Origin of the sequence: Staphylococcus sp. HMSC62D11, assembly GCF_001839145.1 — a bacterium.
Taxonomy (GTDB): domain Bacteria; phylum Bacillota; class Bacilli; order Staphylococcales; family Staphylococcaceae; genus Staphylococcus; species Staphylococcus lugdunensis.
Map to the genome: position 1 here is coordinate 68645 of NZ_KV840184.1, position 13469 is coordinate 82113.

General features: G+C 33.2%; 12 protein-coding genes. 4 read left to right on the forward strand and 8 right to left on the reverse strand.

The genetic code is table 11. The annotated features are described in order from the left end of the window. The first annotated feature begins 49 nt into the window (after positions 1-49). Positions 50-862: a pyrroline-5-carboxylate reductase gene (proC, locus tag HMPREF3267_RS03250; protein WP_002478155.1), complete on the forward strand. Its 813-nt coding sequence runs from the start codon at positions 50-52 to the stop codon at positions 860-862. Between the two features lie 87 nt (positions 863-949). Here the strand turns inward: proC and rnz are convergent, their stop codons facing one another. Beyond that, positions 950-1873: a ribonuclease Z gene (gene rnz / locus HMPREF3267_RS03255; RefSeq protein WP_002478154.1), complete on the reverse strand. Its 924-nt coding sequence runs from the start codon at positions 1871-1873 to the stop codon at positions 950-952. A gap of 154 nt (positions 1874-2027) precedes the next feature. On the opposite strand from rnz, the gene zwf reads away from it, so the two are divergent. Beyond that, positions 2028-3512, forward strand: a complete 1485-nt coding sequence (gene zwf, locus HMPREF3267_RS03260; RefSeq protein WP_002478153.1) for a glucose-6-phosphate dehydrogenase — start codon at positions 2028-2030, stop codon at positions 3510-3512. Positions 3513-3653: 141 nt separating this feature from the next. After that, positions 3654-4535 carry an AraC family transcriptional regulator gene (locus HMPREF3267_RS03265; RefSeq protein ID WP_070823836.1) on the forward strand — a complete coding sequence of 294 codons (882 nt, stop codon included), beginning with the start codon at positions 3654-3656 and terminating at the stop codon, positions 4533-4535. 264 nt (positions 4536-4799) lie between these two features. Here HMPREF3267_RS03265 and HMPREF3267_RS03270 read toward each other — a convergent pair whose 3' ends face one another. The 4 genes from HMPREF3267_RS03270 to HMPREF3267_RS03285 all read right to left on the reverse strand — a co-directional run bounded on the left by HMPREF3267_RS03270 (position 4800) and on the right by HMPREF3267_RS03285 (position 10333). Further along, positions 4800-6446 (reverse strand): glycoside hydrolase family 13 protein, encoded by a 1647-nt coding sequence (locus HMPREF3267_RS03270; RefSeq protein WP_070823840.1) that lies wholly within the window; start codon positions 6444-6446, stop codon positions 4800-4802. A gap of 11 nt (positions 6447-6457) precedes the next feature. After that, positions 6458-7534, reverse strand: coding sequence for a LacI family DNA-binding transcriptional regulator (locus tag HMPREF3267_RS03275; RefSeq protein WP_340132199.1), 1077 nt, complete (start codon positions 7532-7534; stop codon positions 6458-6460). Between the two features lie 192 nt (positions 7535-7726). Next, positions 7727-9133: an NADP-dependent phosphogluconate dehydrogenase gene (gene gndA, locus HMPREF3267_RS03280; protein ID WP_002478149.1), complete on the reverse strand. Its 1407-nt coding sequence runs from the start codon at positions 9131-9133 to the stop codon at positions 7727-7729. Between the two features lie 75 nt (positions 9134-9208). After that, on the reverse strand, positions 9209-10333 hold the full coding sequence (locus HMPREF3267_RS03285) for a M20/M25/M40 family metallo-hydrolase (protein ID WP_062077661.1): 1125 nt from the start codon (positions 10331-10333) through the stop codon (positions 9209-9211). A gap of 155 nt (positions 10334-10488) precedes the next feature. Between HMPREF3267_RS03285 and prli42 the strand changes: the two genes are divergently transcribed. After that, positions 10489-10584, forward strand: coding sequence for a stressosome-associated protein Prli42 (gene prli42, locus HMPREF3267_RS12575; RefSeq protein ID WP_014533303.1), 96 nt, complete (start codon positions 10489-10491; stop codon positions 10582-10584). Between the two features lie 51 nt (positions 10585-10635). Here prli42 and HMPREF3267_RS03290 read toward each other — a convergent pair whose 3' ends face one another. The 3 genes from HMPREF3267_RS03290 to HMPREF3267_RS03300 all read right to left on the reverse strand — a co-directional run bounded on the left by HMPREF3267_RS03290 (position 10636) and on the right by HMPREF3267_RS03300 (position 13465). Continuing rightward, positions 10636-11613 carry an aromatic acid exporter family protein gene (locus HMPREF3267_RS03290; protein WP_002459046.1) on the reverse strand — a complete coding sequence of 326 codons (978 nt, stop codon included), beginning with the start codon at positions 11611-11613 and terminating at the stop codon, positions 10636-10638. Between the two features lie 13 nt (positions 11614-11626). Beyond that, a complete protein-coding gene (gene brxB, locus HMPREF3267_RS03295; protein ID WP_002478146.1) occupies positions 11627-12064 on the reverse strand; it encodes a bacilliredoxin BrxB in 438 nt (145 codons plus the stop codon). Between the two features lie 147 nt (positions 12065-12211). Then, entirely contained in the window at positions 12212-13465 is a 1254-nt protein-coding gene (locus HMPREF3267_RS03300) for a dihydrolipoamide acetyltransferase family protein (RefSeq protein ID WP_062077663.1), read from the reverse strand. Positions 13466-13469 lie beyond the last annotated feature (4 nt).

The following is a 13469-nucleotide window of genomic DNA, read 5'->3' on the forward strand; positions in this document are numbered from 1 at the left end:
TAGTTATGTTACTATGTATCTATCAAAAGGGGAAGGAATTGATATAATAATGAAACTTGTTTTTTATGGTGCAGGTAATATGGCTCAAGCTATTTTCACAGGTATTATTAATGCAAATAAGTTAGAATCAAATGACATTTATCTTACGAATAAATCTAATGAAGAGCGCCTTAAAACATTTTCAACTCGCTTAGGTGTTGAATATAGTTATGATGATGCAGCTTTATTAAAAGGTGCAGATTATGTTTTTTTAGGAACAAAACCACATGATTTTGAAACTGTTGCCAAACGCATTCGTCCATATATACAAGATAATAATCGCTTTATATCAATCATGGCAGGACTGCCTATTGATTATATTAAACAGCAACTTGAAGTTAATCAGCCAGTAGCGCGTATCATGCCTAATACAAATGCGCAAGTGGGTCATTCAGTCACAGGTATTAGCTTTTCAAATAATTTTGGACCAACTGCTAAGCAAGAAGTGATTGATTTGGTAAACGCCTTTGGTTCTGTAATAGAAGTTGACGAAAGTCATTTACATCAAGTGACAGCAATTACTGGAAGTGGTCCAGCTTTCCTTTACCATGTATTTGAACAATATGTCAAAGCCGGGACAAATCTTGGTTTAGAGAAGCGTCAAGTAGAAGAATCAATCCGTAATCTTATAATTGGTACGAGTAAGATGATTGAACGTTCAGATTTAAGTATGGAACAACTTAGAAAAAATATTACATCCAAGGGTGGTACTACGCAAGCAGGGTTAGATGCGCTTGCAGAGCATAATATATCGGGTATATTTGAAGACTGTTTAAATGCGGCTGTTAAAAGAAGTATAGAATTATCTAAAAATGATAACTAATACAATTAAAACATTAAATAGAGTAGCATAGAAATCTTTAAGTTAAACTGATTTTCTGTGCTACTCTATTTTATATATTATTTATTTTTATTCAATTTTGAAAGTGTCGAAATCGTTTACAAATATGAAATTAGGTACATTGTCTTGCTGCAAAAGATGATTATAAATGTGATGAATATCCTCTTTATTATAGCGATTACTCATATGAGTGATTAATGTTTGCTTAACATGTGCCTGATGAATAAGCTGAAATACATCATCTATATGACTATGATGATAGTTATTTGCTAATGCTTTATCCCCTTCTATGTATGTAGCTTCATGAATCATTAACTGAGCGCCCTGTGCTATGATTTTCTCGTTGGCACATGGCTTAGTATCTCCAAATATTGCTATGATTGGACCTGGTTTTGCTAATCCTTTAAAGTCTTGGGATTTATAAATAATATTATTAAATTCAAATGTATCGTTATCCTTAACTTCTTGGTATTTAGGACCTGGCTCAAGTCCGAGTGCTTTCAAAGCTTCGACATTAATTTTACCTGGTGTTGTAGGCGCTTCAACTCTGTAACCATAAGATACAATGCCATGGTTTAGAACCTTTGCAGTTACCTTAAACCCATTATGATGATAACTAAAGCCATCGTCGATTTCTATAAAAGTAATTGGATAATTCAAGTGAGATTCAGATAAGCTTAAAGTTGTTTCAACAAATGCCTTGATTCCATGAGGACCAACCAAAGTTAAAGGTTTACTTTCTCCTCCTTGAAATGAGCGACTTGTTAATAAACCTGGTAATCCAAAAATATGATCGCCGTGCATATGCGTTATAAAAATATGATCAACTTTACCGAGTTTAATGGAATGATGTAAAATTTGATGTTGTGTTCCTTCGCCTACATCAAATAGCCATATTGAATTAGAGTAAGGTTCCAAATTTAAAGCAATTGCTTGGGTATTTCTTTCTTTTGTAGGCAAGCCTGCGCTCGTACCAAAAAACGTTACTTCCATGCATATGCCTCCTTTACTTCAATATATTTTATCATAAGTAATGACAATTGTTATAATAAGAAATAAAGTATAATATAAGCAAAAAGATATGAATACCTGTCCCTTTTATTTTATAATAAGAAAATCATATCCCTAAAGAATTGAGGTTTTGATCTTGAGTACAAAAAACAAACATATTCCTTGTTTAATTACAATTTTTGGAGCAACTGGTGATTTAAGTCACAGAAAGCTTTTCCCATCTCTTTTCCATTTATTTCAACAGAATAATCTTGATGAACATATTGCTATCATCGGAATTGGTCGCCGAGATTTAACAAATGATGAATTTCGTCAACAAGTTGCATCTTCTATACAACACCATGTAGGCAATACAGACTTATTAGATGAATTTATGACGCATGTCTATTATCATCGTCATGATGTCAATGATGAGGCAAGTTATCAATCGTTGTTAACTTTTTCAAATGAATTAGATAAGCAATATCAATTACAAGGTAATCGCCTATTCTATTTAGCTATGGCACCTCAATTCTTTGGTATTATTTCAGATTTCTTAAAAACATCTGGTCTTACTAATACACATGGTTTCAAACGTCTAGTTATAGAAAAACCATTTGGCAGTGATTTGAAATCTGCAGAATCTTTAAACAAACAAATTAGAAGATCGTTCAAAGAAGAAGAAATATATAGAATTGATCATTATTTAGGTAAAGATATGGTGCAAAACATTGAAGTGTTAAGATTTGCCAACGCGATGTTTGAGCCTTTATGGAATAATAAATATATTTCAAATATTCAAGTAACATCATCAGAATTATTAGGTGTTGAAGATCGTGGAGGATACTATGAATCAAGTGGTGCATTAAAAGATATGGTGCAAAACCATATGCTTCAAATGGTGGCTTTACTTGCCATGGAAGCACCTATTAGTTTAAAAAGCGAAGATATACGTGCCGAAAAGGTAAAAGTATTAAAATCTTTACGTAAATTAGAGCCAGAAGAAGTTAAACAAAACTTTGTACGTGGCCAATATGGTGAAGGTTATATTGATAATAAGCCAGTTAAGGCTTATAGAGATGAGGATCGAGTAGCAAATGATTCTAACACGCCAACGTTTGTGTCAGGTAAATTAATGATAGATAACTTTAGATGGGCTGGTGTACCGTTTTATATCCGTACAGGCAAACGTATGAAGTCAAAAACAATTCAAGTTGTAGTTGAGTTTAAAGAAGTTCCAATGAATTTATATTATGAATCAGATAAGCTGTTAGATTCTAACTTATTAGTCATTAATATCCAACCAAATGAAGGTATTTCACTGCATTTAAACGCTAAAAAAAGCATCCAAGGTATCGAAACTGAACCAGTTCAACTATCTTATGCAATGAGTGCTCAAGATAAAATGAACACAGTTGATGCGTATGAAAACTTACTTTTTGATTGTCTAAAAGGAGATGCGACTAACTTCACGCATTGGGAAGAATTAAAATCAACATGGAAATTTGTCGATATCATTCAAGAAGAATGGACATTAAATGACCCTGTATTTCCTAATTATGAATCTGGAACTAATGGTCCGCTTGAAAGCGATTTATTATTAAGCCGAGATGGTAATCACTGGTGGGACGATATTCAATAAAAACATAAAGAGCAGCATATCGTTTTATGTATTCGAGTGCTGTTCTTTTATTTTTAAATTAATGTGACCGTAATTGGTGTATATTTAGTGAAATTATTGTAAAATATAATGTAATGATTGAAATTTATTGGAGTGAAAGTTTTGGACGTTATTAAGCAGCTACAACAGGCCATTGTTTATATTGAAGACCGCATTACCGAGCCGTTTAATTTGCAGGAATTAAGTGATTACGTTGGTCTTTCACCTTACCATCTCGACCAATCATTTAAAATGATTGTGGGTTTATCTCCATCAAATTATGCTCAAGCAAGAAAAATGACACTTGCAGCAGAAGATATGATACAAAATTCATCACGTCTTGTTGATGTTGCAAAAAAGTATCAATATGCTAATGCAAATGATTTTGCAAATGATTTTAGTCGTTTTCATGGTCTCTCACCTATTCAAGCATCTACTAAAAAAAATGAACTTAAAATTCAAAAAAGAGTATACATAAAATTATCTACAACAGAGCGTGAACCATTTCCCTATAGATTAGAAGAAACCAGTGATATTGCGCTGGTTGGGCATGCACGATATATTAATACAAACCAACTATCCAATCCATTTAATGTTCCAGACTTTTTAGAAGATTTATACCTTGATGGTAAGATTAAAGATTTATTAAAGTATAATAATATAAGCCCTTATGAATTATTTGTCATTAGTTGTCCTTTAGACAACGGGTTGGAAATATTTGTCGGCGTTCCAAGTGATCGATACCCGATGCATTTAGAACGTAGACGCTTACCTGGTCGTCATTATGCAAAGTTTAATCTGCACGGTGAGATAGATTATGCTGTAAATGAAGCATGGCATTTTATTGAAACGAGTTTGCAATTAACATTGCCTTATGAACGAGATAGCCTTTATGTCGAGATATATCCACATGAGATATCTTTTGAACAGCCAACTAAAATTCAACTTTGGTTACCAATACAACAAGAAACATATCATGTAGATTCAGAAGATGAAATAGAATAATGTGACAAACGACAAGTCTGGGACATAAAGTTCTTGGACAAATAAAAAAGCAATTTCTATTGAAAATAATATAGGAACTGGCTTTTTTAAGTATGTTGATGTGAAATTACGTATAAATGAGATGTATTTTTGCAAGACCCTTTGCGGTACAGAATTCATAATGAATTCGTAGTCCCGCCCCGGCAAGGTTGACTAGGATTGAAAAAGCTTGGTATTAGCGTATTTTCAATCCAGTCAACTACTGCCAATATAATAGTGGTCAAACTAAAGTTCTGCAACAAAACATTCATATGGTTGGACTCTTTCCAGAATTACTTCACTTGGATAATTGTGTAATTTAATCTTGGCATGCGTAATATCAAATGGTAAATTAAGTTTTGCTTCAGTTTTTGTTAAATTAGCTGCTACTACAACAGTTTTATCTCCAAGTGTGCGTGTGTATGCAAATATTTTAGAATTATCAGCATCTACTAAATCAAATTGACCATAAGTATAAATGTCATCAGATTTTTTTAATTTAATTAATTTTTTATAAAAATTCAATACAGAATGTTCATTACTTAATTGCGCTTTAACATTGATCGTTTTATAGTTAGGATTGACTGGAAACCATGGTTGCCCTTCTGTAAATCCACCATTCACACTATCATCCCATTGCATTGGTGTACGCGCGTTATCACGATTTTCCATTTTATACTTGTCTAGTAGTTTTTCAACGTCTCCACCTGACTTTTTCACAATTTGATATTCATTTTTTACAGCTATATCATTAAATGTCTCTATGCTTTCAAATGGATAGTTGGTCATACCTATTTCTTGTCCTTGATAGATAAATGGTGTACCTTGTTGTAAGAAATAAACTACAGCGTGGCTTGTCGCCGACTCATACCAATATTTTTCATCATCTCCCCATGTTGAAACTCTACGTGGTTGGTCATGATTTTCAATAAATAATGCATTCCACCCTATGCCTTCGAGACGTTTTTGCCAATGATTTAAGACATTTTTGTAGGCGTTGACATTAAATTTTTGATCTCCTGTTGACCATAATCCGAGATGTTCAAATTGAAAAATCATATTAAATTTTCCTTCGTCCTCGCCTACCCATTCTTCTGCATTATCTGGATTAACACCATTTGCTTCACCCACTGTCATAATATCATAATGACTCAAAGATTTATCTTTCATTTCCTGAAGCCACGCTTGTATACCTGGTTGATTCATATCAACATCAAAGGCAGGTGCATAGGATTTACCAATTGGAACTGGTAAATCCCCTGCTTCAAATGTTTTCTTAATATGAGTAATTGCATCAACTCGAAATCCATCAATTCCTTTATCAAACCACCAATTCATCATGTCGAATATGGCTGTTCTTACTTCAGGATTATGCCAATTTAAATCGGGTTGTTTTTTACTAAATAGATGGAAATAATATTGTTGTGTTTGAGTATCATATTCCCAAGTAGATCCATTAAAGATACTTTCCCAGTTATTTGGCTCTGAACCGTCTTCTTTAGGATCTCGCCATATATACCAATCGCGTTTGGGGTTATTCTTGCTTGATTTTGATTCTATAAACCATGGATGCTCATCAGAAGTATGATTAACGACTAAGTCTAAAATCAATTTCATATCACGTGCATGAATTTCATTTAACAGTTGATCAAAGTCAGACATTGTACCAAATTCATCCATGATTGCTTGATAATCACTTATATCATACCCATTATCATCATTAGGTGATTGATACATTGGACTTAACCAAATGACATCAATGCCTAAATCTTTTAAGTAATCTAACTTAGCAATGAGACCGGGTAAATCCCCGATACCATCATTATTACTGTCATTAAAGCTTCTAGGATACACTTGATATGCGACTGCTTCTTTCCACCAATTTCTTTTAATTGACATAGTACCTACTCCTTTATATTTATTTGAGTTGATTGACGTTGAATGATTGATGTTGGTATATAGATGTTTTGATTTTCTACATTAGATACTTGTTGTTGTGCTAATAGATTAATGATTTGTGTTGCAGCAGTTTGTCCTAAACATTCTGTATTTATATTGATACACGTTTGTGGGGGTGAAGCACTTTCGGTTATAAATGAATAATTAAATGTTGCAGTGCCTATATCTTTTGGAATAAACACATGATTATCATATAACACGCTTAAAAGATGTAGATTAAGCATTGCATCTGAAGTGATAATAGCATGAGGTAATTGCTGTAAGCATAATAAGTATTTGACAAATTGTTGTAAATCTAGGCGCTGATTTGATATGTTGTGCACTTTGGGATATAAACTCGCATCGATCATTGCTTGTTGATAGCCAATTGTTCGATCTGCGGAAACTGCATAATTACCTTTTTCGGACAAAAATAGAATATCTTGATAGCCTTGTAGGATTAACCAATCAGTTAGTTTATATGCTGCTTCAATATTATCATTATCAATATGGATGACATCATTTTTATTATAATTTTTACCAATAACAACAAACGGTATACCTAGATTAACTAATAATTGAAAGATAGGATTATTTTCTTTGGAATAAAGTAATATAAATCCATCCACCTTTTTGCTATCTATAAAATATTGAACCTCTTTTAACAAATCTTCTTCATTATTTGAAACTGTTGTATTGGTAGCATAATTAAATTGATTACATGTGTTACTTATGCCAGTAATCACATCATTATAGAATGGATTTTGGCGCAATAGATTTGTTTCACTTTTGAAGATAAGACCGATTGTGTTTGTTTTTTTAGTTATAAGTGTACGTGCAGCTTGATTAGGGAAGTAATTTAATTCATCCATCGCTGTTTGTACCTTTTGGATAGTGGCTAAACTAATTTTCTTGTTACCTTTAATGACTCTTGAAACAGTTGATGGTGAGACATTTGCATACCTTGCCACGTCTTTAATTGTTACCGTAAAATCACCTCTTTTATAGTAAACGCTTTCAATAGGAATTCTATAACATTTAATAGGTAAAAGTAAAATAATTATGCAAACGTTTGCACAGAATGATAAGAAGGGAGCGGGACTACGAATTCATAATGAATTCTGTCCCGCTCCGGCAAGGTTGACTAGGAATGACAAAAGCTTAGTATAAGCTTATTTTCAATACAGTCAATAGTTCATAGCCAATAACATACTAATATCTCAGACTCTTAAATATTATTCTTCAACCCATTGTGTATGGAATACGCCTTCTTTGTCTTTACGTTCATAAGTATGAGCGCCAAAGTAATCGCGTTGAGCTTGGATTAAGTTAGCAGGTAAGTTCTCTGAACGATAACTATCATAGTAATTAATACTAGCTGAGAAACCAGGTGTAGGCACGCCATTACGAACACCTGTAGCTACGACATCTCTTAATGCATCTTGATATTCAGTTACAATACCTTTAAAGTAAGGGTCTAATAATAAGTTTTGTAATTCTGAATTATTATCATATGCATCTTTAATTTTTTGCAAGAATTGTGCACGGATGATACAACCTTCGCGCCAAATCATAGCTAAATCGCCCAATTTAAGATTCCATTCGTTTTCTTCACTTGCTTTGCGCATTTGAGCAAAACCTTGAGCATAAGAACAAATTTTACTCATATATAAAGCTTTACGAATTTTTTCTAAGAATTCATCTTTGTCACCGTCAAATGTAGCGTTTGGTCCATTTAATAATTTGGAAGCATTGACACGTTCTTCTTTTATGGATGAAATAAAACGAGCAAATACTGATTCTGTAATAATTGTTAATGGAATACCCAATTCTAACGCGTTAATCGATGTCCATTTACCAGTTCCTTTTTGGCCAGCAGTATCAAGAATTTTTTCTACTAAAGCATCATGACTTTCGTCTAATTTTGTAAAGATATCTCCAGTGATTTCGATTAAATAGCTTTCTAATTCACCAGCATTCCAATCTTTGAATGTTTTCGAAATCTCTTCATGTGACATACCTAATAGGTCTTTCATCATAGCATAACTTTCCGCGATTAATTGCATATCGGCATATTCAATACCGTTATGGACCATTTTCACGTAATGGCCTGCACCATTAGGCCCAATATATTCTACACAAGAAGCACCGTCTTTAGCTTTCGCAGCTATAGCATCTAAAATATCACTTACTTTATTGTATGCTGCTTCTTGTCCACCAGGCATCAAAGAAGGACCAGTAAGAGCCCCTACTTCTCCACCAGATACACCCATGCCTATGAAATTAATGCCGCTTTGGGCTAACGCTTTATTTCGACGAATCGTATCTTGGTAATTTGTATTTCCTCCGTCAATAAGAATATCATCATCATCTAATAAAGGTAACAAACTATCTATAGTTGCATCTGTAGCAGGACCAGCTTTTACCATGAGTAAAATTTTACGAGGTTTTTCTAGGGAATTAACAAACTCCTCTAAACTATAAGTTGGATGAATATTTTTTCCTTTTGATTCTTCTACCATTTCATCCGTTTTTTGTCTAGAACGGTTAAACACAGAAACACTGTAACCGCGTGATTCTATATTCCACGCCAAGTTTTTCCCCATTACTGCCAAACCTACTACACCGATTTGTTGTGTCATATTACTTACCTCTCTTGTTCAATTTTTCATTAGTATTGTATCATATATTATGAGTATACTTCATCTTACATAAACTTACTTAGCTACATTTTCAACGATTTTAATTAGTTGCTCAGTTAATTGACATAAAGCAGTCACTGAAATTCTTTCTGATGTAGTGTGGATGGCTTCATAACCAACGCCTAATATCACAGTAGGAATGCCTAACATATTGATTATACTTCCGTCTGAACCGCCACCTGAAATTACAGTATCTCCAGATAAGCCTAATGCATGGGAACTATTTACAGCAATTTGAGTGACAAGTGCGTCGTCGGGAATTTTAAAACCAGGATAACTTTTTACTACATTTACTTCAGCAGCGCCACCCAATGCTTTAGCTGTAGATTCAAACGTTTCTTTCATATGATGTATTTGTTGTTTGATCATTGTATCGGAATGAGATCTTGCTTCTGCCTCTAAAACAACTTCGTCAGCAACAATATTTGTAGCAGCGCCACCATGAAATTTACCAATATTAGCTGTAGTCACATTATCAATTTGGCCTAATTTCATCTTACTAATTGCTTTTGCAGCAATATTAATCGCGCTAACACCTTTATTAGGAGTGCTTGCATGCGCTGTTTTACCTTTAATGATTGCCTCTAAAAGCATTTGAGTAGGTGCACCAGTTACGGTTGTGCCAACATCTACACTGGCATCTACAGCAAAACCATAATCAGCATCTAAAAGACTGTCATCAAGTGCTTTAGCTCCTAATAATCCTGATTCTTCCCCTACGGTAATAATGAATTGAATTTGTCCATGTAAAATATTGTGTTCTTGGATGTGCCGAATCATTTCTATAATAGCTGCTAATCCTGCTTTATCGTCAGCCCCTAAAACCGTAGTGCCATCAGAATAAATATAGCCGTCTTCTTTAATTTCAGGTTGAATATTTACACCAGGAACGACGGTATCCATATGACTCGTAAAATAAATTTTATCAACATCTCTATTCGTAATATTACTTGGTAATGTACAAATTAAATTGTTTGCACCTAAACCATCATGCTGACTGGCTTGATCTTCAATTACATTTAACCCTAATTGTTTTAATTTAGTTTTTAATATGGGTTGAATTACTGATTCATGACCCGTTTCTGAGTCGATTTGTACCAATTCTAAAAATGTATCAACTAATCGCGATTGGTTAATCACCTTGCCCACTCCTTCTTCTAAAACTTATGATTATAGTTTAACTGACTTGAGTTAACAGAGAAAATATAATGATTGCCATTTTGAAGTAAATCATATAAGGTTATTTTATATATAAATTTTATAACATTATCATACAGTGTTAAGGAGCGTTTCAATTGAATAACAAAGTTTTAAGAGTTATTATTATCGTCATGTTGGTTGCAGTTGTGGCAGCATTATTATTAACAAGTTTAGTGCCATTTATGCAATAAAATACAGGCATGTTGTAATGACATTGTGTCATGCAAGCATGCCTGTATTTATTATAATTCACTATGTAAGCGCAATGAGCCGAATTGTGATTTTATTTGTAAATAATCCTCTAATTCATTTAAAATCTGAATTAAACTTGAACGTGAATTTAATGCTTTATGTGTGGTTGGTAAAGGCAATTCATTTAATGTGAGTCTGATTTCATATAAAGAATGTAAGCGCAATACTGTATAGTCGTTGCTATTGACATTTTCACCAATTTCATACAATAAATGTGAGACTCTTTTAGCTATTGGATCGTTTATTTCAACATTTTGAAGGTGTGCGTGTATACGTTTTAATAACTCAAGTTGTTCTTGTCGCATATCAAAATAGTGATAGTATGAATTTTCATTACGTACAAAATGATTTTTTACATCTCTAAATGCGATTGACTTTCCTTTGCTAATATCTAACTGTAATTGCTTGAAATTCAATTTAATAATCTCATTTGATGATTTACATAATTGGCTAAATTTTAAAAAGACTTCTTTAAATTCTTGTTCAATTTTAGCTTTATAACGCATTAAATCTTTATCTAAACTTGGCATAATTAAATTCATAATAAAAGCAATACCAAGACCAACACATAAAAGCTGGATTTCATTGAAAATTAAATGAAGGTTAATTGCTTTAGCATTAAAGACATGAAGTAAAATAACGCAACTGGTAACGACACCTTCTTGTACTTTTAACATCACGGTAACAGGAATAAATAACATAACGATTAAACCTAGAATAACTGGTGTTTGACCTAATAAACTGAAGATAGCAGAACCAATAAATAAAACTAAGATACAGGATATAAATCGAGATACTATCGCTTGAACCGAATGCATTTTTGTATGTTTGATGCACAACACAATAAGGATAGCACTTGAAGCATAATTATCAAGTCCTAGCCATTTTGCTAGAATGACTCCGAGAGTAATACCTACAGCTGTTTTCAGTGTTCTAAATCCAATCTTATAAGGATTTAACTTTAACATGTGTAAGCACCAATTATCTTTCTTCGCAGTACTTATCGAATAACGCTTGTAATTGATTGATGACATCCATAACATCATGTCCTTCAATTTGATGACGTTCAATCATTTCAGTGATTTTACCGTTTTTAATAAGTGCAAAAGATGGACTAGATGGTGCATAGCCTTCAAAATAATCTCTTGCTTTTTGTGTTGCTTCCTTATCTTGACCAGCAAATACCGTAACAAGACGTTGAGGCAATTTATCATAATGTAATGCGTGTGAAGCTGCTGGACGAGCTACGCCTCCTGCACAACCACATACAGAATTCACCATCACTAATGTGGTTCCTTGTTGTTGTAATACTTCATCAACCTCTTCTGCAGTTGTTAGTTGTTGATAGCCAGCTTGTTCAATTTCACTGCGGGCTTGATTAACTACATCGTTCATATATAAATCAAAATTTAAATCCATATGATTCACCTTTCATTTTAAAAAGACTTTCCTTTATTCTACTAATATTGACAGCAATCTTCAATAAGCTTGTTTACTCGAAATGATATAACACAAAAAGCATGAAAACAAAATCAAAGTTGACTACGTTTTCATGCCTGCAAAATATTAATAAATATTTGTTGTCTCTATCGTATATTGTTCAATGCGTTTTTTTACGTGTGACATAAACTTACCTGTTTGTACCCCATCAAGTATTCTATGATCAATTGAAATACATAAATTTACCATGCTTCTAACAGCTATCATATCATCAATAACTACAGGTTTTTTAATGATTGATTCAACTTGTAAAATGGCTGCTTGAGGATGATTGATAATACCCATAGAAGAAACAGAACCAAATGTACCTGTGTTATTTACAGTAAATGTACCGCCTTCCATGTCAGCTTGTGTTAATTTTTTTGTCCGTGCTTTATTTGCTAAATCATTAATTTCTCTAGCAATACCTTTAATTGATTTTTCATCCGCGTGTTTAATCACTGGGACATATAACTTATCATCATCAGCTACTGCTATAGAAATGTTTATGTCTTTATGAATGATGATGTCTTCACCGTCCCAACTACTATTAAGAATAGGATTTGCTTTTAAAGCGTCTGCCACGGCTTTTACAAAGAATGCAAAGAACGTTAAGTTATAACCCTCTTTTTCTTTAAAGTTATTTTTATAATGATTTCTTGTTTGAACTAAGTTTGAAGCATCTATTTCAACCATCATCCAACCGTGTGGTATTTCTGTTACACTAGTTACCATATTTTGCGCGATGGCTTTTCTGACACCGTTGACAGGAATACTTGATGGTTGCAATGACTCAGTCTTAGAAGTTGTATTTCTAGTTGCTGTCGTAGCTTTAGTTTGTTGCTTTTCTTGACTTGTGTTATCGCTGTGTTGTTGAATATATTTTAAAATATCTTTCTTGGTTACACGTCCCTCAAATCCTGTACCTATTACTTGAGTTAAATCTACTTGATGTTCAGCAGCTAATTTGAATACTACAGGTGAAAATCGACCGTTATTATTTTTTGCGTCTGTATCTTGTGATTTATAAGAATTTAAGGCATTTTTTGCAGACTCAGATTCAGTTACGTTATTTTGAGATTTATCATCAATATGGTTATTTGTTTCTCCATGTGTTTCAATACGACAAATAATTGAATCAACGGCAACTGTTTCACCTTTATCAACAAGTATTTCAGTAATTGTACCTGATACTGTTGAAGGGACTTCAGCAGTGACTTTATCTGTGATAACTTCACATAGTGGCTCATATTCATCTACTGAATCTCCAACTGAGACTAACCACGTTTCTATTGTACCTTCATGTACACTTTCACCTAACTTTGGCATTTTTACATCCATTTTT